22 protein-coding genes are annotated in these 24876 nt (G+C 71.6%); 16 read left to right on the top strand and 6 right to left on the bottom strand.

Annotated elements, in window-relative coordinates:
• Nucleotides 1-83: 83 nt before the first annotated feature.
• From ftsW to F3L20_RS23950, 9 genes are all read left to right on the top strand, one after another.
• Nucleotides 84-1436 (top strand): putative lipid II flippase FtsW, encoded by a 1353-nt coding sequence (ftsW, locus tag F3L20_RS23990; protein WP_145825302.1) that lies wholly within the window; start codon nucleotides 84-86, stop codon nucleotides 1434-1436.
• Nucleotides 1437-1442: 6 nt separating this feature from the next.
• Nucleotides 1443-2537 carry an undecaprenyldiphospho-muramoylpentapeptide beta-N-acetylglucosaminyltransferase gene (gene murG / locus F3L20_RS23985; protein WP_150156116.1) on the top strand — a complete coding sequence of 365 codons (1095 nt, stop codon included), beginning with the start codon at nucleotides 1443-1445 and terminating at the stop codon, nucleotides 2535-2537.
• 25 nt (nucleotides 2538-2562) lie between these two features.
• Nucleotides 2563-3357, top strand: coding sequence for a cell division protein FtsQ/DivIB (locus tag F3L20_RS23980; RefSeq protein ID WP_150156115.1), 795 nt, complete (start codon nucleotides 2563-2565; stop codon nucleotides 3355-3357).
• 288 nt (nucleotides 3358-3645) lie between these two features.
• The gene (gene ftsZ, locus F3L20_RS23975; protein WP_145825299.1) at nucleotides 3646-4842 is read left to right on the top strand and encodes a cell division protein FtsZ; all 1197 of its coding nucleotides are present in this window, start codon (nucleotides 3646-3648) and stop codon (nucleotides 4840-4842) included.
• Nucleotides 4839-5567 carry a peptidoglycan editing factor PgeF gene (gene pgeF / locus F3L20_RS23970; protein ID WP_150156114.1) on the top strand — a complete coding sequence of 243 codons (729 nt, stop codon included), beginning with the start codon at nucleotides 4839-4841 and terminating at the stop codon, nucleotides 5565-5567. Before ftsZ ends, pgeF begins: the two co-directional genes overlap by 4 nt.
• A 6-nt stretch (nucleotides 5568-5573) precedes the next feature.
• Entirely contained in the window at nucleotides 5574-6293 is a 720-nt protein-coding gene (locus tag F3L20_RS23965; protein WP_150156113.1) for a YggS family pyridoxal phosphate-dependent enzyme, read from the top strand.
• Between the two features lie 128 nt (nucleotides 6294-6421).
• Nucleotides 6422-7063, top strand: coding sequence for a cell division protein SepF (locus tag F3L20_RS23960; protein WP_150156112.1), 642 nt, complete (start codon nucleotides 6422-6424; stop codon nucleotides 7061-7063).
• 48 nt (nucleotides 7064-7111) lie between these two features.
• Nucleotides 7112-7402, top strand: coding sequence for a YggT family protein (locus F3L20_RS23955; protein ID WP_004932337.1), 291 nt, complete (start codon nucleotides 7112-7114; stop codon nucleotides 7400-7402).
• Between the two features lie 52 nt (nucleotides 7403-7454).
• On the top strand, nucleotides 7455-8597 hold the full coding sequence (locus tag F3L20_RS23950; RefSeq protein WP_150156111.1) for a DivIVA domain-containing protein: 1143 nt from the start codon (nucleotides 7455-7457) through the stop codon (nucleotides 8595-8597).
• A gap of 211 nt (nucleotides 8598-8808) precedes the next feature.
• Here F3L20_RS23950 and ileS read toward each other — a convergent pair whose 3' ends face one another.
• Complete coding sequence (gene ileS / locus F3L20_RS23945) at nucleotides 8809-11952, bottom strand: isoleucine--tRNA ligase (RefSeq protein WP_150156110.1); 3144 nt, start codon at nucleotides 11950-11952, stop codon at nucleotides 8809-8811.
• Nucleotides 11953-12527: 575 nt separating this feature from the next.
• On the opposite strand from ileS, the gene F3L20_RS23940 reads away from it, so the two are divergent.
• The 6 genes from F3L20_RS23940 (at nucleotide 12528) to F3L20_RS23915 (ending at nucleotide 18123) form a co-directional block, all read left to right on the top strand.
• Nucleotides 12528-13484, top strand: a complete 957-nt coding sequence (locus F3L20_RS23940) for a TraR/DksA family transcriptional regulator (RefSeq protein ID WP_150156109.1) — start codon at nucleotides 12528-12530, stop codon at nucleotides 13482-13484.
• Between the two features lie 65 nt (nucleotides 13485-13549).
• Nucleotides 13550-14194: a signal peptidase II gene (gene lspA, locus F3L20_RS23935; RefSeq protein ID WP_150156108.1), complete on the top strand. Its 645-nt coding sequence runs from the start codon at nucleotides 13550-13552 to the stop codon at nucleotides 14192-14194.
• 56 nt (nucleotides 14195-14250) lie between these two features.
• Nucleotides 14251-15192 (top strand): RluA family pseudouridine synthase, encoded by a 942-nt coding sequence (locus tag F3L20_RS23930; RefSeq protein WP_150156107.1) that lies wholly within the window; start codon nucleotides 14251-14253, stop codon nucleotides 15190-15192.
• Complete coding sequence (locus tag F3L20_RS23925; RefSeq protein WP_150156106.1) at nucleotides 15189-15656, top strand: GNAT family N-acetyltransferase; 468 nt, start codon at nucleotides 15189-15191, stop codon at nucleotides 15654-15656. Before F3L20_RS23930 ends, F3L20_RS23925 begins: the two co-directional genes overlap by 4 nt.
• A gap of 80 nt (nucleotides 15657-15736) precedes the next feature.
• Nucleotides 15737-17329: a Na+/H+ antiporter gene (locus tag F3L20_RS23920; RefSeq protein ID WP_206338818.1), complete on the top strand. Its 1593-nt coding sequence runs from the start codon at nucleotides 15737-15739 to the stop codon at nucleotides 17327-17329.
• Nucleotides 17330-17379: 50 nt separating this feature from the next.
• Nucleotides 17380-18123: an SDR family NAD(P)-dependent oxidoreductase gene (locus F3L20_RS23915; protein ID WP_145825288.1), complete on the top strand. Its 744-nt coding sequence runs from the start codon at nucleotides 17380-17382 to the stop codon at nucleotides 18121-18123.
• Nucleotides 18124-18130: 7 nt separating this feature from the next.
• Here F3L20_RS23915 and F3L20_RS23910 read toward each other — a convergent pair whose 3' ends face one another.
• Nucleotides 18131-19288: a mechanosensitive ion channel family protein gene (locus F3L20_RS23910; protein ID WP_150156104.1), complete on the bottom strand. Its 1158-nt coding sequence runs from the start codon at nucleotides 19286-19288 to the stop codon at nucleotides 18131-18133.
• Nucleotides 19289-19396: 108 nt separating this feature from the next.
• On the opposite strand from F3L20_RS23910, the gene F3L20_RS23905 reads away from it, so the two are divergent.
• Nucleotides 19397-19969 (top strand): dienelactone hydrolase family protein, encoded by a 573-nt coding sequence (locus tag F3L20_RS23905; protein ID WP_145825286.1) that lies wholly within the window; start codon nucleotides 19397-19399, stop codon nucleotides 19967-19969.
• 37 nt (nucleotides 19970-20006) lie between these two features.
• On the opposite strand, the gene F3L20_RS23900 is transcribed toward F3L20_RS23905, so the two are convergent.
• The 4 genes from F3L20_RS23900 to F3L20_RS23885 all read right to left on the bottom strand — a co-directional run bounded on the left by F3L20_RS23900 (nucleotide 20007) and on the right by F3L20_RS23885 (nucleotide 24809).
• On the bottom strand, nucleotides 20007-21689 hold the full coding sequence (locus F3L20_RS23900) for an alkaline phosphatase D family protein (RefSeq protein ID WP_150156103.1): 1683 nt from the start codon (nucleotides 21687-21689) through the stop codon (nucleotides 20007-20009).
• Between the two features lie 100 nt (nucleotides 21690-21789).
• Complete coding sequence (locus tag F3L20_RS23895) at nucleotides 21790-22602, bottom strand: DsbA family protein (RefSeq protein ID WP_150156102.1); 813 nt, start codon at nucleotides 22600-22602, stop codon at nucleotides 21790-21792.
• A gap of 94 nt (nucleotides 22603-22696) precedes the next feature.
• Nucleotides 22697-23395: a hypothetical protein gene (locus tag F3L20_RS23890; RefSeq protein ID WP_150156101.1), complete on the bottom strand. Its 699-nt coding sequence runs from the start codon at nucleotides 23393-23395 to the stop codon at nucleotides 22697-22699.
• A 67-nt stretch (nucleotides 23396-23462) separates the two neighbouring features.
• A complete protein-coding gene (locus F3L20_RS23885) occupies nucleotides 23463-24809 on the bottom strand; it encodes a DUF2252 domain-containing protein (protein WP_150156100.1) in 1347 nt (448 codons plus the stop codon).
• Between the last annotated feature and the right edge of the window lie 67 nt (nucleotides 24810-24876).

Below are 24876 nucleotides of genomic sequence, written 5' to 3'. Positions count from 1 at the left end.
CGGCCGCCCCGGCGCCGGGCGACCTTGGGAGGGACGCGTGGGACCGTCCAGGACCTGTTGGCCGGCGTACCGCGGAGGTCGTGATGTCCAGTAGTCGTACCGGCCGGCCGCCCGTCCAGCGGGCCGCCCGGCGCCCCGCCGCGCCCCGCCCGCCGCGCGAGAACCGGCTGCGCACCGCGGTCACCCGGGCGCGCAGGGCCTGGGACCGGCCGCTGACCGCCTACTACGTGATCCTCGGCGGCAGCCTGCTGATCACCGTGCTGGGCCTGGTGATGGTCTACTCGGCCTCCCAGATCACGGCGCTGCAGATGTCGCTGCCCGGCTCGTACTTCTTCCGCAAGCAGCTGCTGGCCGCCGTCATCGGCGGCGTGCTGCTGCTGGTGGCCTCCCGGATGCCGGTGAAGCTGCACCGGGCGCTCGCCTACCCCATCCTCGCGGGGGCCGTCTTCCTGATGGCCCTGGTGCAGGTGCCGGGGATAGGAGTCGCGGTCAACGGCAACCAGAACTGGCTCTCCCTGGGCGGCAGCTTCCAGCTCCAGCCCAGCGAGTTCGGCAAGCTGGCGCTGGTGCTGTGGGGCGCCGACCTGCTCGCCCGCAAACAGGACAAGCGGCTGCTGACCCAGTGGAAGCACATGCTGGTGCCGCTGGTGCCGGCCGCCTTCATGCTGCTGGGGCTCATCATGCTCGGCGGCGACATGGGCACCGCCATCATCCTCACCGCGATCCTCTTCGGCCTGCTGTGGCTGGCCGGAGCGCCCACCCGGCTGTTCGTCGGGGTGCTGTCGATCGCCGCGCTGCTCGGCGCGATCCTGATCCGCACCAGCCCCAACCGCATGGCCCGGCTCGCCTGTCTGGGCGCCACCGAGCCCCAGACGGGACCGGTCGACTGCTGGCAGGCCGTGCACGGGATCTACGCCCTGGCCTCCGGCGGGATCTTCGGCTCCGGACTCGGAGCGAGTCTGGAGAAATGGGGCGAACTACCCGAAGCGCACACGGACTTCATCTTCGCCGTCACCGGTGAGGAACTGGGCCTGGCGGGGACGCTGTCGGTGCTCGCCCTGTTCGCGGCTCTAGGCTATGCGGGTATCCGCGTGGCCGGACGCACGGAGGACCCCTTCGTCAGGTATGCCGCGGGAGGCGTGACCACCTGGATCACGGCGCAGGCCGTGATCAACATCGGTGCGGTGCTCGGTCTGCTGCCGATCGCCGGTGTCCCGCTCCCGCTGTTCTCCTACGGCGGGTCCGCCCTGCTGCCGACCATGTTCGCCATCGGGTTGCTGATCGCCTTCGCGCGTGAGGACCCCGCTGCGCGGATGGCGCTTGCGATGCGGCAACCCCGTTTTGGTAAAAAGCGGATCGGGGGTCCTCGGCGGCCCCGGAGATGGAACACGATGCGACGGCGTGCCCCGGGGGCGCGTACGTCCGGAGAGCGGTGAATTTCGGTGCATGTCGTACTCGCCGGCGGAGGAACCGCGGGCCACATCGAGCCCGCGCTCGCCCTCGCGGACGCGCTGCGCAGGCAGGATCCGACCGTGGGCATCACGGCCCTGGGCACGGAGCGCGGCCTGGAGACCCGTCTCGTACCCGAGCGCGGGTACGAACTGGCGCTGATCCCCGCCGTACCGCTGCCACGCAAGCCCACCCCCGAGCTGATCACCGTCCCGGGCCGGCTGCGCGGCACCATCAAGGCGACCGAGCAGATCCTGGAGCGCACCCGGGCCGACGCCGTGGTCGGCTTCGGCGGCTACGTCGCCCTGCCCGGTTACCTCGCGGCCAAGCGCCTCGGGGTGCCGATCGTGGTGCACGAGGCCAACGCCCGCCCCGGCCTGGCCAACAAGATCGGCTCCCGGTACGCGGCGCAGGTCGCCGTCTCCACCCCGGACAGCAAGCTCCGCAACTCCCGTTACATCGGCATCCCGCTGCGCCGCTCGGTCGCCACCCTGGACCGGGCGGCCGTGCGCCCCGAGGCGCGCGCCGCGTTCGGCCTCGACCCCAATCTGCCGACCCTGCTGGTCTCCGGCGGCTCGCAGGGTGCCCGCCGGCTCAACGAGGTGGTGCAGCAGGTCGCTCCGTGGCTGCAGCAGGCCGGCATCCAGATCCTGCACGCGGTCGGCCCGAAGAACGAACTGCCGCAGGTGCAGCAGATGCCGGGCATGCCCCCCTACATCCCGGTAAGTTACCTGGACCGGATGGACCTCGCGTACGCGGCGGCGGACATGATGCTCTGCCGCGCGGGCGCGATGACCGTCGCCGAGCTCTCCGCCGTCGGACTGCCCGCCGCGTACGTCCCGCTGCCCATCGGCAACGGCGAACAGCGGCTCAACGCCCAGCCGGTGGTCAAGGCCGGCGGCGGACTGCTGGTCGACGACGCGGAACTGACGCCGGAGTGGATCCAGCAGAACGTGCTGCCCGTGCTCGCCGACCCGCACCGGCTGTACGAGATGTCCCGGGCCGCCGCCGAGTTCGGCCGCCGGGACGCCGACGACCTGCTCGTCGGCATGGTGTACGAGGCGATCGCCGCCCGTGCCCACAGCTAGAGGCATGTGACGGAAGGCAGGGAGCGTGGCCGGATCGACGACCGCCGAGCGCGGTGAACGCAAGCGGGAGTCGTCCGGCCCGCCGCCCCTACGGGCCGTACGCCGACGGCGTCTTCGTCTGATCATCGCATCGGCGGTCGTCCTTGTGTTCCTCGGCAGCGGCACCTTCTGGCTGCTCTACGGATCGGATCTGGTCCGTGTGGAACGCGTGTCGGTGTCGGGGACCGATGTCCTGACGCCCGGTCAGGTGCGCGCGGCGGCCGATGTTCCGCTCGGCGAACAGCTCGTCTCGGTGGACACCGGGGCGATCGAGGAGCGGGCCGCGGAGAAACTGCCCCGGATCGACACCATCGACGTGATCCGTTCCTGGCCGGACGAGATCAAGCTGAACGTCACGGAGCGCACCCCCGTCCTCCTCGTCCACCAGGGCGGGAAGTTCGTCGAAGTGGACGACGACGGCGTGCGGTTCGCCACGGTCGACAAGGCGCCCAAGGGGGTGCCCGCCCTGGAACTGGACATCTCCCGGACCGGTTCCGCGGCGGCCAGCCACCGGCGCTTCGGCGAGGACCGGCTGGTGCGCGAGGCGGTACGCGTGGCCGGCGCCGTCCCCGAGTCCCTGCTCCCCGACGCGCGAAGTGTCAAGGTCCGTTCCTACGACGACATCTCGCTGGAACTGACCGACGGCCGCACGGTCGACTGGGGAAGCAGCGAGAAGGGTAAGCGTAAGGGCCGCGCGCTCACCGCGCTGATGAAAGCGGAGCCCGGTGCGCGGCACTTCGACGTCAGCGTTCCCAGCGCTCCCGCGTCATCGGGGAGTTGACGCACATCAGCGCAGGCCAGCACCCTGGTTGGGCAGCGACACGGCTGATCACATAGGGTGAAAAGAAAAACGGGAGGTTCGGCGTGTTCGTTGAACGTGCGCCACGTGTCGACTTAGTGTCCTGTTCAGAAGACTCCAGGGAACAGACACACTGGTAACCCTAAACTTCAACGTTAGGGTTCGGGTCGGCGATACGGACCGTCCCATTCGGCATCAGTCGTCGGAACGCGGGGCAGCAAGTGCTCCGGCGCTTCGGCGACACGTAACTCGAGGCGAGAGGCCTTCGACGTGGCAGCACCGCAGAACTACCTCGCAGTCATCAAAGTCATCGGTGTCGGCGGCGGTGGTGTCAATGCCATCAACCGGATGATCGAGGTCGGTCTCAAGGGCGTCGAGTTCATCGCCATCAACACGGACGCGCAGGCGCTGTTGATGAGCGACGCCGACGTCAAGCTCGACGTCGGCCGTGAACTCACCCGCGGACTCGGCGCCGGAGCGAACCCGGCCGTCGGCCGCAAGGCCGCCGAGGACCACCGCGAGGAGATCGAGGAGGTCCTCAAGGGGGCCGACATGGTCTTCGTGACGGCCGGTGAAGGCGGCGGCACCGGCACCGGCGGCGCGCCCGTCGTGGCCAACATCGCCCGCTCGCTCGGTGCCCTCACCATCGGCGTGGTCACGCGCCCGTTCACCTTCGAGGGACGGCGCCGCGCGAACCAGGCCGAGGACGGCATCGCGGAGCTCCGCGAAGAGGTCGACACCCTCATCGTGATCCCCAACGACCGGCTGCTGTCCATCTCGGACCGCCAGGTGTCGGTCCTCGACGCCTTCAAGTCGGCGGACCAGGTCCTGCTCTCCGGTGTCCAGGGCATCACCGACCTCATCACCACCCCCGGTCTCATCAACCTCGACTTCGCCGACGTCAAGTCGGTCATGTCGGAGGCCGGTTCGGCCCTCATGGGCATCGGCTCGGCCCGCGGCGACGACCGCGCGGTGGCCGCGGCCGAGATGGCCATCTCCTCCCCGCTGCTCGAGGCGTCCATCGACGGCGCCCGCGGTGTGCTGCTCTCGATCTCCGGCGGCTCCGACCTCGGCCTGTTCGAGATCAACGAGGCCGCCCAGCTGGTCAGCGAGGCCGCCCACCCCGAGGCCAACATCATCTTCGGCGCGGTGATCGACGACGCCCTCGGCGACGAGGTCCGGGTCACCGTCATCGCCGCCGGCTTCGACGGCGGCCAGCCGCCCGCCAAGCGGGACAACGTCCTCGGCTCCTCCTCGGTCAAGCGCGAGGAGCCCGCCCCGTCGGGCCGGCAGGAGAGCCGCCCCTCCTTCGGTTCCCTCGGCAGTGTCACGCCGAAGGAGGACCCGGAGCCGGTGCCGTCGCCGGAGCCGGTGGCCGACATCCCGGCCGTCCAGCCGCCGGTCCCGCCGTCCCGGAGCTACGACAGCGCGGCCGAGGAACTGGACGTCCCGGACTTCCTGAAGTGATAGGACAGCGCGAACACGTGAGCGGCGCGCACTTCGGCTTCACCGACCGGTGGGGCGGGGTGAGCGCCGCTCCGTACGAGGAGCTCAACCTCGGCGGCGCGGTGGGGGACGACCCCGAAGCCGTACGCACCAACCGGGAACTGGCCGCCAAGGAGCTCGGCGTCGACCCGGCCCGCGTGGCCTGGATGAACCAGGTGCACGGGGCCGACGTGGTCGTCGTCGACGAGCCGTGGGGCAACCGCCCGGTGCCCGAGGTCGACGCGATCGTCACCGCCCGGCGCGGACTCGCCCTGGCGGTGCTCACCGCCGACTGTGTGCCGGTGCTGCTGGCCGACCCCGTCGCGGGTGTCGTGGCCGCGGCCCACGCGGGCCGGCCGGGGCTGGTCGCCGGAGTGGTCCCGGCCGCCGTACGGGCCATGACCGAACGGGGCGCCGACCCGGCCCGGATCGTCGCGCGCACCGGGCCCGCCGTCTGCGGCCGGTGCTACGAGGTGCCGGAGGAGATGCGCGCCGACGTGGCCGCCGTCGAGCCGGCGGCGTACGCCGAGACCGGCTGGGGCACCCCGGCGGTCGACGTCGTCGCAGGTGTGCACGCGCAACTCGACCGGCTGGGCGTGCCCGACCGTGAGCGGTCGTCCGTGTGCACCCGGGAGTCGGACGATCACTTCTCGTACCGCCGCGACCGCACCACGGGGCGGCTCGCCGGCTATGTGTGGCTGGACTGATGGGACATGACGGACCGTAAGGACGAACTCGCTACGAACCTGGCGAGAGTGGAGGAGCGGATCACCGCCGCGTGCGAGGCCGCCGGTCGCGGACGCGACGAGGTGACCCTGATCGTGGTCACCAAGACCTGGCCCGCGAGTGACGTACGGATCCTCTCCGGACTCGGCGTCCGGCACGTCGCCGAGAACCGCGACCAGGACGCCGCCCCGAAGGCGGCGGCTTGCGCGGATCTGCCCCTTGCGTGGCATTTCGTCGGTCAACTTCAGACCAACAAGGTGCGTTCGGTGGTCGGTTATGCCGATGTGGTGCAGTCTGTCGACCGTGCCAAGCTGGTGTCGGCCCTCTCCAAGGAGGCCGTCCGGGCCGGGCGCGAGGTCGGCTGCCTGATCCAGGTGGCCTTCGACGCCGGTGTCGGCGGCCGGGGCGAACGCGGAGGTGTGGCGCCGGGCGGCGTCGCGGAGTTGGCCGACCTGGTGGCCGGCGCCGAAGGGCTGCGGCTCGACGGGCTGATGACCGTCGCACCGCTCACCGGGGAGTACGCCGGACGCCAACAGGCGGCGTTCGAGCGGTTGGTGGATTTGTCGACCGACCTGCGCCGGACCCATCCGACTGCGAACATGGTCTCGGCAGGGATGAGTGCGGACCTCGAACAGGCCGTGGCCGCCGGAGCGACACATGTGCGCGTCGGCAGTGCGGTACTCGGAGTCCGCCCCAGGCTCGGGTAACGTCGCCAAGAAGTCGGACCACAGCAGAAAATATGGTCATTTCCGCCCAACAGCGGAACAAGGACCCAGTGGATCGCGGGCACTTGGCGGTCGTCAGCGGATCCACCACAGAGCGGAGGACTCGGAGCATGGCCGGCGCGATGCGCAAAATGGCGGTCTACCTCGGCCTCGTGGAGGACGATGGGTACGACGGCCGCGGATTCGACCCAGACGACGATTTCGAACCGGAACTCGACCCGGAGCCGGAGCGGGACCACCGGCGGCACGAGCCGTCCCACCAGTCCCACGGCGCACATCAGTCCCAAAGGGACGAAGAGGTACGAGTCGTCCACCCTCCCGCGCCACGCGAACCGGTGTCCCGTTCCGCTTCGCTGCCCGCGGAATCGCCACGCCCGGCGCGGATCGCGCCCGTGGCATCCATCACACAAGAACGCGCCAGCCTGGAGAAGAACGCACCGGTGATCATGCCCAAGGTCGTGTCGGAACGAGAGCCTTACCGGATCACCACACTTCACCCCCGGACCTACAACGAGGCCCGTACCATCGGGGAACACTTCCGTGAGGGCACCCCGGTGATCATGAATCTGACTGAGATGGATGACACAGACGCGAAGCGACTTGTCGACTTTGCGGCAGGTTTGGTGTTTGGTCTTCACGGCAGCATCGAGCGGGTGACGCAGAAGGTGTTCCTGTTGTCGCCTGCTAACGTCGATGTCACGGCGGAGGACAAGGCCCGCATCGCAGAGGGCGGGTTCTTCAACCAGAGCTGAGACGCAGGACCGGACAAGAGCGGTACAGGGGAGAGGGAAAAGCAGGCCATGAGCGTGTTCGCGCAGGTGATCTACATCGCGCTGATGGTGTTCCTCATCGTGCTGATCTTCCGTTTGGTCATGGATTACGTGTTCCAGTTCGCCCGCTCGTGGCAACCCGGCAAGGCGATGGTGGTCGTCCTGGAGGCCACCTACACTGTCACCGATCCACCGCTGAAGCTTCTGCGGCGGTTCATCCCGCCGCTGCGTCTCGGGGGCGTGGCGCTCGACCTGTCCTTCTTCGTACTGATGATCATCGTCTACATCCTGATCTCGATCGTGGGCAATCTCGCGAGGTGACTGTGGACGATACGGTCTTGCCGACTGCCGATGACTACGTTGAGGTGAAGAGATGCCGTTGACCCCCGAGGACGTGCGGAACAAGCAGTTCACGACCGTCCGCCTCCGAGAAGGCTATGACGAGGACGAGGTCGATGCCTTCCTCGACGAGGTCGAAGCCGAACTGACGCGCCTGCTCCGCGAGAACGAGGACCTGCGCGCCAAGCTGGCCGCGGCCACGCGCGCCGCTGCCCAGAACCAGCAGAACATGCGCAAGCCTCCGGAGCCGCAGGACCAGCAGCAACAGCAGGGCCCGCCTCCCGGCATGCCCCAGCAGGGCATGCGAGGTCCCGGCGCTCCCGTACCCGCCGGCATATCGGGCCCGCCGCAGCAGCAGATGGGCGGCCCCATGGGTGGCCCGCCCCAGCTGCCGAGCGGTGCTCCCCAGCTGCCCGCCGGCCCCGGCGGACAGGGCGGCCCGCAGGGTCCCGGCCCCATGGGTCAGGGTCCCGGGCCGATGGGCCAGGGCGGCCCGATGCAGGGGCAGATGGGCCATGGCGGCCCGATGGGCGGTCCCATGGGCGGCCCGGGTCTTCCCGGTCAGGGCGGCCCCGGTGGCGACAGCGCCGCGCGCGTCCTGTCGCTGGCCCAGCAGACCGCCGACCAGGCGATCGCGGAGGCCCGTTCCGAGGCCAACAAGATCGTGGGCGAGGCGCGTTCGCGTGCCGAGGGGCTCGAGCGTGACGCCCGTGCCAAGGCCGACGCCCTGGAGCGGGACGCGCAGGAAAAGCACCGCGTCGCGATGGGCTCCCTGGAGTCCGCCCGCGCCACGCTGGAGCGCAAGGTCGAGGACCTGCGCGGCTTTGAGCGCGAGTACCGCACGCGGCTGAAGTCCTACCTGGAGTCCCAGCTGCGCCAGCTGGAGACGCAGGCGGACGACTCGCTCGCCCCGCCGCGTCAGCCCGCGAGCGCCGCTCCGTCCCTCCCGCCGTCCCCGGCGCCCTCGATGGCTCCGGCCGGTGCCCCGTCCTACGGCGGCAACCAGGGCATGGGTGGCGGTCCGGGCGGACCGTCGGGCCCGTCGTACGGCGGTCAGCAGCAGATGCAGCCGGCGATGACCCAGCCCATGGCGCCGGTCCGCCCGCAGGGCCCGTCGCCGATGGGTCAGGCCCCCTCGCCGATGCGTGGCTTCCTGATCGACGAGGACGACAACTGACGGCCCCTGTGGCCATGGGTACGGCGTAGCAGTCGGCAGCGTTCAGGGCGGGGCCCCGGGTTCACCAACCAGGGGCCCCGCCCTTGTGCTACGCGCGTTCACGGTGTTTGCGTCGTTTGTTCGGCGGCGACCGGCTTGTCCGACGTACGCAACGCCGAAGGCCCGGGCCCCGGAAGATTCTCCGGGGGCCGGGCCTTCGGTTCGCCGGGTCCTACGCCTTGCGCAGACGGAAGGTCAGCGACAGGCCCTCGTCGGTGAACGGGGCGCCGTAGGTGTCGTCCGTCTCACCCTGGGCGAAGTCCGTGGCGAGCACCTCGTCGGCGATGAGGTCCGCGTGAGCGGTCAGCGCGGCGACCGTGGCGGGCTCCTGTGACGTCCAGCGCAGGGCGATCCGGTCGGCCACTTCCAGGCCGCTGTTCTTGCGCGCCTCCTGGATCAGCCGGATCGCGTCACGGGCCAGGCCGGCGCGGCGCAGCTCCTCGGTGATCTCCAGGTCCAGGGCGACCGTGGCACCGGAGTCGGACGCCACCGACCAGCCCTCGCGCGGGGTTTCCGTGATGATCACCTCGTCGGGGGAGAGGGTGATCGTCTCACCGTCGACCTCCACCGAGGCCGTGCCCTCGCGCAGGGCCGCGGACAGGGCGGCGGCGTCCGCGTTCGCGACCGCCTTGGCCACCTCCTGGACCCGCTTGCCGAACCGCTTGCCGAGCGCGCGGAAGTTGGCCTTGGCCGTGGTGTCCACCAGCGAGCCGCCCACCTCGGACAGCAGCGCCAGGGACTCGACGTTCAGCTCCTCGGTGATCTGCGTGTGCAGCGCCGGGTCGAGGGAGTCGAAGCCGGCCGCGGCGATCAGCGCGCGGCGCAGCGGCTGACGGGTCTTGACGCCCGACTCGGCGCGGGTCGCCCGGCCCAGCTCCACCAGGCGGCGCACCAGCGCCATCTGCCGGGACAGCTCCGGGTCGACGGCGGACAGGTCCGCCTCCGGCCAGGAGGACAGGTGCACCGACTCGGGGGCGCCCGGGGTGACCGGGACGACCAGGTCCTGCCAGACCCGCTCGGTGATGAACGGGGTGAGCGGGGCCATGAGCTTGGTCACCGTCTCCACGACCTCGTGCAGGGTGCGCAGCGCGGCCTTGTCGCCCTGCCAGAAACGGCGGCGGGAGCGGCGGACGTACCAGTTGGACAGGTCGTCGACGAACGCCGACAGCAGCTTGCCGGCCCGCTGGGTGTCGTAGTTCTCCAGCGCCTGGGTCACCTGGTCGGTGAGGGCGTGCAGTTCGGACAGCAGCCAGCGGTCCAGGACCGGACGCTCGGCCGGCGCCGGGTCGGCCTCGCTCGGCGCCCAGTCGGACGTACGGGCGTACAGGGCCTGGAAGGCGACCGTGTTCCAGTACGTCAGGAGGGTCTTGCGGACGACCTCCTGGATGGTGCCGTGGCCCACGCGGCGGGCCGCCCACGGGGAGCCGCCGGCCGCCATGAACCAGCGCACCGCGTCGGCGCCGTGCTGGTCCATCAACGGGATCGGCTGCAGGATGTTGCCCAGGTGCTTGGACATCTTGCGGCCGTCCTCGGCGAGGATGTGGCCGAGGCAGACGACGTTCTCGTAGGAGGACTTGTCGAAGACCAGTGTGCCGATCGCCATCAGCGTGTAGAACCAGCCGCGGGTCTGGTCGATGGCCTCGGAGATGAACTGCGCGGGATACCGGGACTCGAAGAGTTCCTTGTTCTTGTACGGGTAGCCCCACTGCGCGAACGGCATGGAGCCCGAGTCGTACCAGGCGTCGATGACCTCGGGCACGCGGGTGGCCGTGGCGCCGCAGCCGTCCTGCGGGCAGTCGAAGGTGACCTCGTCGATGAACGGGCGGTGCGGGTCGAGCCCCGACTGGTCGGTGCCGGTCAGCTCGCTCAGCTCGGTCAGCGAGCCGACACAGGTGAGGTGGTCGTTCTCGCAGCGCCAGATGGGCAGCGGGGTGCCCCAGTAGCGGTTGCGGGACAGCGCCCAGTCGATGTTGTTGTTCAGCCAGTCGCCGTAGCGGCCGTGCTTGACCGTGTCCGGGAACCAGTTGGTGTTCTCGTTCTCCTGGAGCAGGCGGTCCTTGATGGCCGTGGTGCGGACGTACCACGACGGCTGTGCGTAGTAGAGCAGCGCGGTGTGGCAGCGCCAGCAGTGCGGGTAGCTGTGCTCGTACGGGACGTGCCGGAACAGCAGGCCGCGCTGCTGGAGGTCCTCGGTGAGCTGCTCGTCGGCCTTCTTGAAGAAGACCCCGCCGACCAGCGGCAGGTCCTCCTCGAAGGTGCCGTCGGGGCGCACCGGGTTGACCACGGGCAGACCGTAGGAGCGGCAGACCTTGAGGTCGTCCTCACCGAAGGCGGGGGACTGGTGGACCAGACCCGTGCCGTCCTCGGTGGTGACGTACTCGGCGTTCACCACGTAGTGGGCGGGCTCGGGGAACTCGACCAGCTCGAAGGGGCGCCGGTACGTCCAGCGCTCCATCTCGGCGCCGGTGAACGTCTCGCCGGTGGTCTCCCAGCCCTCGCCGAGCGCCTTGCCGACCAGCGGCTCGGCGACGACCAGCTTCTCCTCGCCGTCGGTCGCGACGACGTAGGTGACGTCGGGGTGCGCGGCGACCGCGGTGTTGGACACCAGGGTCCACGGGGTGGTCGTCCACACCAGCAGGGCCGCCTCGCCGGCCAGCGGGCCGGAGGTCAGCGGGAAGCGGACGTAGACCGACGGGTCGACGACCGTCTCGTAGCCCTGGGCCAGCTCGTGGTCGGACAGGCCGGTGCCGCAGCGGGGGCACCAGGGAGCGACGCGGTGGTCCTGGACCAGCAGGCCCTTGGTGAAGATCTCCTTCAGCGACCACCAGACGGACTCGACGTACTCCGGGTCCATGGTGCGGTAGGCCTCGTCGAGGTCGACCCAGTACCCCATGCGGGTCGTCAGCTCGGAGAAGGCGTCGGTGTGCCGGGTCACCGACTCCCGGCACTTGGCGTTGAACTCGGCGATGCCGTACGCCTCGATGTCCTGCTTGCCGGAGAAGCCGAGCTCCTTCTCGACGGCGAGCTCCACCGGGAGGCCGTGACAGTCCCAGCCGGCCTTGCGGGCCACGTGGTAGCCGCGCATGGTCCGGAAGCGGGGGAAGACGTCCTTGAAGACGCGCGCCTCGATGTGGTGGGCGCCGGGCATGCCGTTGGCGGTGGGCGGACCCTCGTAGAACACCCACTCCGGGCGTCCCTCGGACTGCTCCAGGCTCTTGGCGAAGATCTTCTGCTCGTCCCAGAACTTGAGCACCGTGTGCTCGAGGGCGGGCAGGTCGACCTGGGCGGGTACCTGGCGATACGTCGGCGTTGTCATCAGCGGGCTTCCTCCGGCGGACTTGCTGCCTTCCGTCCGGAGGGACGAGAGCTGTGTCTCCACGCCGCCGTCGGCGCGCTCCCGCGGTACCACCCTCCTTGGCCCCCCGGTGCGCCGAACGCTCCGGTGAGCCCCCTCATTGGGGTCGCGATGCCGGTTCTACTCGCCGCGACCGCGGCTTTCCTCCGGCGGCTCCGGGGTGATCTTCACGTCGCGCTCGCCCCCGGGCTCACACCGTCCCCGGGTCGCTCTGGGCTGCGTACGCCGCTACTCGTCCCCATCCACGCTTTTCGCTCCGCCCAGTGTACGGCGCGGCGCGGAGAGCGGCCGACCGCATTTCCGGAACGGTAGGGGAGGGTATGCCCCGAATGGTGCGCTACGTCTGTTCGGATACCGGGACGTCCGTGCGGGCGGCATACCCGGCGGGTAGCTGGGCACAACGCATGCAGGTCGCCGCGCGGCGTCCGCGGGGTGAGGTGATCGGGCGGTGCGCCCCGTTGCCGCGGGCCCCGAGTCGATTTATCGTCCCAGCACGATTTGCGCGCAAGATCACAATATGTGAAGGGGCCGCGGCCATGATGGCGAAGAAGGCGACGGGTGCCGAGACGCACGCCGGGGGCCGGAGGAGTGCGGTGTCCGACGCGGCCGGGGGCGGCGGGGCGGCGGCCGCGGGCGGCGCGGGGACGGGGAAGGCCACGACGGCGAGGGTCACGGCGAAGGGGGCGGACGCCGACGCCGCCGGGACGAAGGCCGCGGCCGGGAAGGGCACGCGGACGAAGGCGGCGTCGAAGAAGACGGGAACGGCGGGGAAGACCGCGACGGCCGCCAGGAAGCCGGGAAGGGCCGCGGCGAAGAAGGCCGCCGGGAAGGGCGCGGAGCACGGGGAGGCGGTCGGGGGGGCCGCCGACGGGGATGCGGACCCCCGAGGGGGCGACCGCGAGGGGAACGGCGCTGCCAGGACCAGTGGGTCCACTCAGGATGTGGCCGGGCACAGCACGGCCGATGACGCGGACGCGGCCGAGACCGCGGCGCAGACGGGAGTGACGACGGTGGGTGCGAAGAAGACCCCTGGCCCGGCGGCCACAGCGGCGGCGGCGACCGCCGTGCCCAAGGCCCGGCACGGGGCGGTGGAGCCGGGCGAGCTCGCGGTCCGTCCCGGTGAGGACCCGTGGACCGAGGAGGAGGCCGAGGAGGCGCGGACCGAGCTGATGTCGGAGGTGCTGCGGCTGCGCGAGGAGATCAGCTCCTCCGAGCGGTCGCTGGCCGGTCTCATGCGGGACTCCGGCGACGGCGCGGGCGACGACGACGCCGACACGGGCACCAAGAACATCACGCGCGAGCACGAACTCGCCCTCGCCGCGAACGCGCGCGAGATGCTCAGCCAGTTCGAGCGGGCGCTCCAGCGTCTCGACGCGGGCACCTACGGCCAGTGCGAGAACTGCGGCAAACCCATCGGGAAGGCCCGGATGCAGGCCTTCCCGAGGGCCACCCTCTGCGTCGAGTGCAAGCAGAAGCAGGAGCGCCGGTACTGAAGGGCGGCCGCGCAGGCCGTGCCGTACCCTCGTCCTCAGTCAAGGACCTAGGCTGAGGGACTCACGTGGCAGAGGCGGAGCGCATCATCGGTACGCCGGACACCCCGGACGCGGACCGGGACGGGCAGGACCGGGACGAGCGGCGGGACCAGGTCCGTCCGGACCGCGGCGGGCAGGAGCCGGCCGGTACCGACGGGACGGCGGCGGAGACCGGGCGGCCCCGCGGCAAGCGGCGGATCGCCGTGCTGTTCGCCGTCGCCGTCGTCGCCTACCTCCTCGACCTGGTCAGCAAGATGATCGTGGTGGCCGAACTGGAGCACCACGAGCCGGTCGAGATCATCGGTGACTGGCTGCGCTTCGAGGCGATCCGCAACGCGGGCGCGGCCTTCGGCTTCGGCGAGGCCTTCACCGTGATCTTCACGGTGATCGCCGCCGCCGTGATCGTGGTGATCATCCGTCTCGCCCGCAAGCTCTACAGCCTGCCCTGGGCCATCGCGCTCGGCCTGCTGCTGGGCGGCGCCCTCGGCAACCTTACCGACCGGATCTTCCGCTCGCCGGGCGTCTTCAAGGGCGCGGTCGTCGACTTCATCGCGCCCAAGCACTTCGCGGTGTTCAACCTGGCCGACTCGGCGATCGTGTGCGGCGGCATCCTCATCGTGCTGCTGTCCTTCCGGGGCCTCGACCCGGACGGCACCGTCCACAAGGACTGAGGCCCCGGTACTCCCTGCCGTACGGGAGTACCGGAGCCGTCCGGCATACTCGACGGGTGAGCACGATTCCCGAGATCCGCACCCTGCCCGTGCCCGACGGCCTGGAGGGCGAGCGCGTCGACGCCGCCATCTCCCGCATGTTCGGCTTCTCCCGCACCAAGGCCGCCGAGCTCGCCGCCGCGGGGAAGGTCACGGTCGACGGGTCGGTGGTCGGCAAGTCCGAGCGGGTCAGCGGCGGTGCCTGGCTCGAGGTGGAGATGCCGCAGGCGCCCGCCCCGGTGCAGGTGGTCGCCGAGCCGGTCGAGGGCATGGAGATCGTCCACGACGACGACGACGTGGTCGTGATCGTCAAGCCCGTCGGGGTCGCGGCCACCCTCCCGGGCTGGACCGGCCCCACCGTGATCGGCGGGCTCGCCGCCGCCGGGTACCGCATCTCGACCTCCGGCGCCGCCGAGCGCCAGGGCATCGTGCACCGCCTCGACGTCGGAACCTCCGGCCTGATGGTGGTCGCCAAGTCCGAGTACGCGTACACGTCCCTGAAGCGCCAGTTCAAGGAGCGCACGGTCGACAAGCGCTACCACACCCTGGTCCAGGGCCACCCCGACCCCACCAGCGGCACCATCGACGCGCCGATCGGACGCCACCCGCAGCACGACTACAAGTGGGCGGTCACCGCCGAGGGCAAGCCGTCGGTCACGCACTACGACCTGATCGAGGCCTTCCGCGCCGCGTCCCTGCTCGACGTCAAGCTGGAGACCGGCCGCACCCACCAGATCCGCGTGCACATGGCCGCCCACCGCCACCCCTGCGTCGGCGACCTGACCTACGGCGCCGACCCCACCCTCGCCAAGCGGCTCGGCCTCACCCGCCAGTGGCTGCACGCGGTGCGCCTCGGCTTCGAGCACCCCGGCGACGGCCGGTGGGCCGAGTTCTCCTGCGACTACCCCGAGGACCTGCAGCAGGCGCTCGACCAGGTCCGCGAGGAGACCTACGCATGAGCCCCGCCGTCACGGTACGGGTGGCCAAGGACCCCGCCGACCGTGAGGCCTGCTTCGCGGTCCGCAAGGAGGTCTTCGTCGCCGAGCAGGGCGTGCCCGAGGACATCGAGTACGACGCCCACGACGCGGACGCCGTGCATGTGCTCGCCGTCGCGGACGACGGCACCCCGCTCGGCACCGGACGCCTGCTGCACGGCCCCGCCGCCGCGGCGAAGACGGCCGGCGACCCGTCCGTAGGCTCCCTCGGCCGGCTCGCGGTCCTGCGGCGGGCGCGCAGGCTCGGGGTCGGCGCGGCACTCGTGCGGGCCGTCGAGCAGGCGGCGCGGGACCGCGGCCTCACCGCCGTCGACCTGCACGCCCAGACCCACGCCCTCGGCTTCTACGAGCGTCTCGGCTACGAGGCCTACGGGCCCGAGTTCCCCGACGCCGGCATGCCGCACCGGGCCATGCGGCGCGCGCTGTAGCCGGTCGCCGGTGACCGCGCCGGTGGTGGCGGGCATGGCACGCTGGAGATCACCGACCGACCGTCGACCTCCCGGGAGCGGTGACCGTGGATCAGCTGGCCCTGCTGTTCGCCCTGTTGCTCGGGGCGGTGGTGAGCGTCCCCGTGGGAGAGCGGCTGAAACTGCCGGCGCCGGTGCTGATGACGGTGTTCGGGATCGTGCTGGCGCTGCTGAACTTCGTGCCGAACGTCGACGTCCCGCCCGAACTGATCCTGCCGCTGCTGCTGCCGCCCCTGCTCTACGCCGCCGTGCGCCGCACCTCCTGGCGGCAGTTCGCGGCGAACGTCCGGCCGATCCTGCTGCTGGCCGTGGCGCTGGTCTTCGTCACCACCTTCTGCGTCGCCGTCGTCGCCCACGCGATCGTGCCCGGGCTGCCGCTGGCCGCCGCCGTCGCCCTCGGCGCGCTGGTCGCCCCGCCCGACCCGGTCGCGGCGACCGCCGTCGCGGGCAAGCTGGGGCTGCCGCGCCGCCTGGTGTCGATCCTGGAGGGCGAGGGGCTGTTCAACGACGTCACGGCCATCGTGCTCTACCACGTGGCCGTGGCCGCAGCCGTGAGCGGCACCTTCTCGCCCTGGTCGGCCGGGCTCGACCTGGTGCTGTCGGCGGTGGTGGCGGTCGCCGTCGGGCTGGTGCTCGGCTGGGCCACCAACAAGGCGATGGACCTGCTCGGCGACCCGACCCTGCAGGTCGCCCTGACCCTGCTGGTGCCGTTCGCCGCGTACGTCCTCGCCGAGGAGCTGCACGGCTCGGGCGTCCTCGGGGTGCTCGTCACCGCGCTGTTCCTGGTGGAGTACGCCACCGACGCCGACGACGTCATGGCCCGGCTCGCCGGACACACCTTCTGGGACATCGTGGACACCCTCGTCACCGGGGTGGCGTTCGGGCTGGTCGGCCTGGAACTGCACAACGCGGTGGAGACCGCGTCCGGCCACTGGGCCGAGCTGCTCGGCTGGTCGGCGGCGGTCGTCGGTGTCGTCGTCCTGGTCCGGCTGGCCTGGCTGCTGCCGGCGACCTGGCTGACCAAGCGGATGCACACCGAGCGGGACGTCGGCGAGGACATCCCGCTGAGCTGGCGCGAGACCGTGGTGATGTGGTGGTCCGGGATGCGCGGGGTGGCATCCGTCGCGCTGGCCCTCGCCATCCCGCTGGAGACCGACTCCGGAGCCGACTTCCCCGCCCGGCCCGAGATCATCTTCATGGCGTTCGGCGTGGTGCTGGGGACCCTGCTGGTGCAGGGACTCACCCTGCCGTGGCTGGTGGGCAAGCTCGGGGTGCGCGGGGACACCGGGCACGAGAAGGAGATGGAGCGCAGGCTCGCCGTCCGGGTGGCGAAGGCCGCCAAGCGCAGGCTGCGGGAGATCGAGGACGTCGAGGACCTGCCGGAGGAGCTGTCCGAGCAACTGCTGCGCAGGGCGTTCGACCTGGGGGTGCGGATCAGCCCCGACATGGCGGACGACGAACGGCGGGAGGCGACCCGGCAGCGGGCCAAACGGCTGAAACGGGTCCGGCGCATCGAGCACGAGATGCTGAGCGCCGCCCGGCACGAGGTGCTGAGCGCGCGCAGCGAGCCGGGTGCCGATCCCGAGGTGGTGGACCGGGTGCTGCGCCATCTGGACGTGCGCAGTCTGCGCTGAGCGCCGCCGCGTTGCCGCCGTCCCAGGCCTTCGCTTCGTAGGGTCGGGGCATGACGCGCAATGTTGTGATCAGCGGCGGCGGCACCGGGATCGGGCTCGCCACCGCGCAGGTGTTCGCCGCCGACGGTGACCGGGTCCTGCTGCTCGGGCGGCGCGGTGACGTCCTGGAGCGGGCCCAGGTGCCCGGCGCCCTGACCTACGCCGCCGACCTGGCCGACCCCGAGGCCGTACGGGGCGTGTCCGGCTTCGTGGGCCGCGAGTTCGGAGCCGTGGACGTCCTGATCCACTCCGCCGGAGGCAACGGGCTGCTCGAACCGCCGGTGGGCGCCGACGACCCGCTCGACGCCGTCGCCCGAGACTGGACGGTCAACTTCCGGCTCAACGTGCTGACCGCCGTGCTGCTCACCGAGGCGCTGCGCAACCGGCTCGCCGTGCCCGGCGGCCGGGTGCTCTTCCTCAGCTCCATCGCCGCCCGGCGCGGCTCCGGGCGGGTGTCGTACGCGGCGGCCAAGGCCGGCCTGCACCCGTACGCGCACGCCCTGGCCCGGGAGCTGGGGCCGCACGGCATCACGGTGAACGTGGTCGCGCCCGGCTACATCGAGGACACGGCGTTCTTCGGCGGCGACGGCCTGGACGAGGAACGGCGGGCGGCGCTCGTCGCCGAGACGTCGAACCGGCGCGCGGGACGGCCCGGTGACGTCGCGGCGACCCTGCACTGGCTCGCCTCGCCCGGCGCCGGACACATCACCTCGCAGGTCGTCCAGGTCAACGGCGGCGCCGAGCGCGGCCTCTGAGCGCCGCTCAGCGCTGCCTGGGGTGGCTGTGCATCCGGCGCGCCGCCGGTATGCCGTCGGGCACGCGGTCGCGGGGGGCACGGTCGCCGGGCACGTGGCCCTCGGGCGAACGGCCGCCGGAGCCGGGCGGCACCACCGCGTCGGCGGTGTTGACCCGGGGCAGCGCGTAGGGATGCTCGTCGGCCAGGAAGCGCATCATCTGCTCGCGGACCGCGACCCGGACCGTCCAGATGTCGTCCGCGTCCTTGGCCGTCACCAGCGCCCGCACCTCCATGGTGCTCGGGGTGCTGTCCGTGACGGTCAGGTTGTAGGCGCGGCCGTCCCAGGCCGGGCACTCCCGCAGGATGTCGCGCAGCCTCTCGCGCATGGCGTCCAGCGGGGCGCTGTGGTCGACGTGCCAGAACACGGTGCCGGTCATCTGCGGCGTCCCGCGCGACCAGTTCTCGAACGGCTTGGAGGTGAAGTACGACACCGGCATGGTGATCCGGCGCTCGTCCCAGGTACGCACGGTCAGGAAGGTCAGCGTGATCTCCTCCACCGTGCCCCACTCGCCGTCCACCACGACCGTGTCGCCGATGCGCACCATGTCGCCGAAGGCGATCTGCAGCCCGGCGAACATGTTGCCCAGCGTCGACTGGGCGGCCACGCCGGCGACGATGCCGAGGATGCCGGCCGACGCCAGCAGCGAGGCCCCGGCCGCCCGCATCGCGGGGAACGTCAGCAGCATCGAGGCCACGGCGACCACGCCCACCACCGCCGACACGACCCGGCGGATCAGCGTCACCTGGGTGCGCACCCGGCGCACCCGGGCCGGGTCGCGCTCCCGGTGGTTGCTGGCGTACCGGGTGTACGAGGTCTCCACGACCGCGACGGCGATCCGGATCGTCAGCCAGGCCGCCGACCCGATCAGCACCAGGGTCAGGGTCCGGCCCACCCCGACCTGGTGGGAGGTCAGCAGCCGTGTCTCGTCGTAGGAGCCTCTCAGCAGGGCGGCGCAGAGCAGCAGCTGGTAGGGGATCCGGCCCCGGCGCAGCAGGCCCCACAGCGGTGTCTCGTGGTGGCGTTCGTCGGCCTTGCGCAGCAGCAGGTCGGTGGCCCAGCCGAGCAGCAGCGTCAGCACCACCGAACCGCCCACCACGATCAGCGGGCGCAGCACGTCATCCATGCCACCGAACCTAACCGGCCGGGACGGGGCATGAACATGTGACTTCCGTCCGTTCCCGGGTAGTGCCGCCCGAGGGCTCCGTCACACCCTGCTGGCACCATGGACCGCATGAACATCATGCTCTTTCACTCGACCTACGGGCTGCGTCCCGCGGTGCGCCGGGCCGCGGACCGGCTGCGCGCGGCCGGACACGAGGTGTGGACGCCCGATCTCTTCGAGGGACACACCTTCGACACGGTCGAGGAGGGCATGGCGTACCGGGAGGAGACCGGGAAGGACGAGCTGCTGAGGCGGGCCGTCCTGGCGGCCGCCCCCTACTCGGAGCGGGGCCTGGTGTACGCCGGGTTCTCCTTCGGTGCCTCGGTGGCGCAGACGCTGGCCCTGGGCGACGACAAGGCGCGCGGTCTGCTGCTTCTGCACGGCACCTCCGACATCGCGGAGAACGCGACGGCCGACGGGCTGCCGGTGCAGCTGCACGTCGCCGAGCCCGACCCGTTCGAGACGGACGACTGGCTCACCGCCTGGTATCTGCGGATGGGCCGGACGGGGGCCGACGTGGAGGTGTACCGGTACGCGGGCGCCGGCCACCTCTACACCGACCCCGACCTGCCCGACCACGACGAGGAGGCGGCCGAGGCCACCTGGCGGGTGGCCCTCGGCTTCCTCGACTCGCTGGCGTAAGGACGCGGACTGAGCCCCGCGGGGAGTCCGCGGGCCGTCAGACGGGGGCGTCGGCCCGCTCCACCTTCTGGGTGCCGCTGCGGGTGCGGTAGGAGCGGACCCACCTCGCGCCGGAGTCCGCCTCCGTACGGTCGGACAGCACGTAGTAGTCCATCTGCGCCCGCTCGGCGGTGAGGTCCAGCACCCCGTAGCCGTGGCGGTCGGTGTCGACCCAGTGGACGTGCCGGTTGGCGGCCCGGATCAGCGGGGCGGCGACCGCGGAGACCGTGCCCTCGGGGGCGTTCACGATGTCGTCGAGGTTGTCGGAGGTGACCGAGGTGACCACGAACTCCGTGGCCGCGGAGGCCGACAGCGGATAGGTGCCCGCGTTCACCGGCACGTCGTTCGCCCACGCCATGTGGATGTCGCCGGTGAGGAAGACCGTGTTGCGGATGGCGTGGGCGCGCAGGTGGGCGAGGAGTTCGCGCCGGTCGTCGGTGTAGCCGTCCCACTGGTCGGTGTTGAGGGCGAGTCCCTCCTGCGGCAGGCCGAGCAGCTTCGCCAGCGGCTTGAGCAGGCTCGCGGGCAGGGAGCCCACCGAGAACGGCGAGATCATCACCGAGGTGCCGACCAGCCGCCAGGTGGTGTCGGACGCCGACAGCCCCGCCTTGAGCCAGTCCAGCTGGGCGCGGCCGGTGAGGGTGCGGTCGGGGTCGTCGACGTCGCCGTCACCCAGGGACACCTGCTGGGACCGGAAGGAGCGCAGGTCGAGGAGCGAGAGGTCGGCCAGCTTGCCGAAGCGCAGCCGTCGGTAGGTGGTGCCCTCGACCGCCGGGCGCACCGGCATCCACTCGAAGTAGGCCTGCCTGGCGGCGGCCTGGCGGGCGGCCCAGCTGCCCTCCGCGCCCTCGGTGTGGTTGCCCGCGCCGCCGGACCAGGTGTCGTTGGCGAACTCGTGGTCGTCCCAGATGGCGACGACCGGTGCCGTGGCGTGCAGCGCCTGGAGGTCCGGGTCGGTCTTGTAGCGGGCGTGCCGCGTCCGGTAGTCGGCGAGGGTGACGATCTCGTGGGCGGGGGAGTGCGGGCGGACGACCGCGCCGCGGGTGCCGTACTCGCCGGTGCCGTACTCGTAGATGTAGTCGCCGAGATGCAGCCAGGCGTCGAGGTCGCCGCGCGCCGCGAGGTGGCGGTACGCCGCGAAGTGTCCGGCCTCCCAGTTGGCGCAGGAGACCACCCCGAGGCGCAGGCCGTCCACGGCGGTGCCGGCGGCGGGCGCCGTGCGGGTGCGGGCCGCGGGGGAGTCGGTGCCGCCGGCGGAGAAGCGGAACCAGTAGTCGGTGGCGGGCCGCAGTCCGCGGATGTCCGCCTTCACGGTGTGGTCGGAGGCGGCGGTGGCGAGGGTCGAGCCCTGCGCGACGACGTCGGTGAACCCGCTGTCCCGGGCGACGGTCCAGCGCACCTCGGTGTCGGGGCCGGCGCCGGAGCCCGGTGTCGCCTCCGGGGTGGGCGTCACCCGGGTCCACAGCAGCACGCCGTCCGGCAGCGGGTCGCCGGAGGCGACACCGTGCAGGAAGGCGGGGGTCCGCTGGGCGGCGCGGGCGGGCAGCGCGGCGGCGAGCGGTCCGGCCAGCGCCGCGGTGGCGGCGGCGGCCTTGACCACCGTACGGCGGCGCGGGGCGAGGGCGGCGGTGTCCGCGGTGGCGGAGACGGCGGTCCCGGTTGTTCCGTGTCGACTGGTCACAGCCGAACAGGGTAGTGACGTGTACACGCTAGAGCGGGCGAACCCGGGAAAAGTTCGCCCGCTCTTCGGCGTACCGTCGGCCGGTCGTCGGCCGGCCGCGTCAGCCCTTCAGCGCCTTGTCGACCGCGGCGGTGAACTCGTCCACCGTCATGGGCGCGTTCTCCCCGTCTGAGCCGGTGAGCTTCTTGCCGTCCATCTTCACCGTCGGGGTGCCCTGGACGTCACTGCCGTCGAACTTGTCGGACATCTCCAGGGCCCACCGGTCGTAGGTGCCGTCCTTCACGGCCGCCTGGAACTCCTTGTTGTTCTTCAGGGCGTCCACCGAGTCGGCGACCTTGATCAGGTACGCGTCGTCCTTGAACTTGTCGTCCGTCTCCTCGGGGTGGAACTCCGCCGAGTAGAGGGCCGACTTGTAGGCCAGGAACGCCTCGGGGCTGACGTCCAGCGCGGCGCCCAGGGCGCTCAGCGCGTTCTTGGAGCCCTCGCCCGTGAGGTTGCGGTCCAGGAACGAGGCGCCTATGAACTGCACCTTGTACTTGCCGTCCTCGACGTCCTTCTCGATCGTCTTGCCGACCGACTGCTCGAAGGAGGCGCAGATCGGGCAGCGCGGGTCCTCGTACAGCTCCAGGGTCTTCTTCGCGTCGGCCTTGCCGATGACGACGGTGGTGCCGTCCTTGCCGCTGGTGTTGGCCGGCTTGACGAGCTCGGCGTCCTTCGCGGCCTCCCAGTGGTCCGGCTTGTTCGCCTGGACCACCGCGTAGCCGATGCCGCCGGCCGCGGCCAGCACACCGACCACCGACGCGGCCACGACGAGCTGCCGCCTGATCTTCGCCTTCTTCGCCTGGCGCTCGCGCTCCTCGCGCAGACGCTCACGCGCCGCCATCTTGGCCGACTGGCTGTTCCGCTTGCTCATGCTGATGACTCCACGGGGGACGCACACACGCGTGTGCGGGAATGGGTACGGGGGACTGCCGGTGCTTCTCCGCGTGCCTGGGGCGGGGTCCGCCTCAGGCGAGGCCGGAGCACGGCGGTCCGCGCCGTCCCAGGGAGTGCGCGAGGAGCAGCGTGCGGGCGGCGACGGCACGGTGCGGCGTGCGGCCCGGACGGCGCACCCGGGGGGCACGGCGCACGGTCACCGCCGCCACGGCCACCAGCAGCGGCCGGAAGGTGGTCGCGGCGACCGCGCTCAGCAGCTGCGCCAGCGCCCGCTCCCCGCGGCGCAGCCACGCGGCGGCGAACAGTCCCACCCCGATGTGCGCGCCGAGCAGCAGCCAGGCGGTCGCCGGGCCGGCCTCGGCGAGCAGCGCGGCCACCCGGTCGCCGCCCGCGGCGGCGGACCCGGTGACCCGGGCCAGCGGCGCGCCCACGCTGGTGCCGTCGCCGCACAGCACGTCGAACCCCACGGAGCGCAGCGGCCCGGCGACCGGGCCGCCCATGCGGCCGTAGCAGACGTGCTGACCGGTGGTGAAGACCGTGTCGGCGGCCAGCTCCAGCGGGATCAGCAGGGCGGCGATCCGCCCGAAGGAACGCTCCCGCCCCGCCAGCCCGTACGCCAGGAGGAACACGGCGGCGGCGATCGCGCCCACCGTGTTCAGCGGCAGCGGAGCCCCGGACAGCAGCACGTGCGACGCGGTGCTGAGCGTCACGACGACAGCCGTGAACAGCGCCGCGCGAACGGCTCTGAGCTGGGGTCCGGATATGTCCATGGCGGTACGAGTGTGGCACGTGCTCCGGTAAGGGGTCCCTAAAGGGGGCCTGTGAATGTGCGGAAGGTTACAGCCCCGGGATCCGGCCGTTGCGGAACAGGTCGAGGAAGATCTGGTGGTCGCCGCGGGCGCGGGCTCCGTAGTCGTGGGCGAAGTCGACCAGGAGCGGGACCAGCCCGTCCTCGTCGGCCGCGATCGCCGCGTCGATGGCCCGCTCGGTGGAGAACGGCACCAGCGACTCGCCGGAGGTGTCGTCCGCCGCCGCGTGCATCGCGGCCGTCGCCCGGCCGAGGTCGGCGACGACCTGCGCCATCTCCTCCGGATCGTCGAGATCGCTCCAGTCCAGGTCCACGGCGTACGGCGAGACCTCCGCGACCAGCTGCCCGGCGCCGTCCAGCTCGGTCCAGCCCAGCCACGGGTCGGCGTGCGCCTGGAGGGCGCGCTGGGAGATCACCGTGCGGTGCCCCTCGTGCAGGAAGTACTCCCCGATCGCCGGGTCGGTGATGTGCCGGGAGACGGCGGGGGTCTGCGCCTGCTTGATGTAGATCACCACGTCGTTCTCCAGGGCGTCGCTGTGACCCTCGAGGAGGATGTTGTACGACGGCAGCCCGGCCGAGCCGATGCCGATGCCCCGGCGGCCCACGACGTCCTTCACGCGGTAGGAGTCGGGGCGGGCCAGCGAGGAGTCCGGCAGCGTCTCCAGATAGCCGTCGAAGGCCGCGAGCACCTTGTAGCGGGTGGCCGCGTCCAGCTCGATCGCGCCGCCGCCGGGGGCGAAGCGGCGCTCGAAGTCGCGGATCTCGGTCATCGAGTCCAGCAGCCCGAACCGCGTCAGCGAACGGGCGTCACGCAGCGCGTCCAGCAGCGGGCCCTGCGCCGTGTCCAGGGTGAACGGCGGCACCTCGTCGCTCTTGGCGCCCGTCGCCAGGGCGTGGATCCGCTCCCGGTAGGCGGCCGCGTACACCGAGACCAGGTCGGTGATCTGCTCGTCGCTGAGCGCCTTCGCGTAGCCGATCAGCGCCATCGAGGCCGCGAAGCGCTTCAGGTCCCACAGGAAGGGGCCGACGTACGCCTCGTCGAAGTCGTTGACGTTGAACACCAGGCGGCCGTTGGAATCCATGTACGTGCCGAAGTTCTCCGCGTGCAGGTCGCCGTGGATCCACACGCGCGAGGTGCGCTCGTCCAGGTACGGGCCGCTGTGCGGGTCTCCGCCGCGCCCCGCGTCCTCGGCGGAGAGGTCGTGGTAGAAGAGGCTCGCCGTCCCGCGGTAGAACGCGAACGCCGACGCGGCCATCTTCCGGAACTTCACCCGGAACGCGGCCGGGTCGGCGGCCAGAAGCCGGCCGAAGGCGGTGTCGAGGACAGCGAGGATCTCCTCGCCGCGACGCTCGTCGTTGAGCTGCGGGACCGACATCGCTGGGTGCCTCCTGGTGCGGAATTCTGGGGGACGGCCAATCCGTCCCCTGCCTAACGTGCGGCGG

Origin of the sequence: Streptomyces tendae (assembly GCF_008632955.1) — a bacterium.
GTDB lineage: Bacteria > Actinomycetota > Actinomycetes > Streptomycetales > Streptomycetaceae > Streptomyces.
This window is presented reverse-complemented; position numbering and strand designations above follow the sequence as displayed.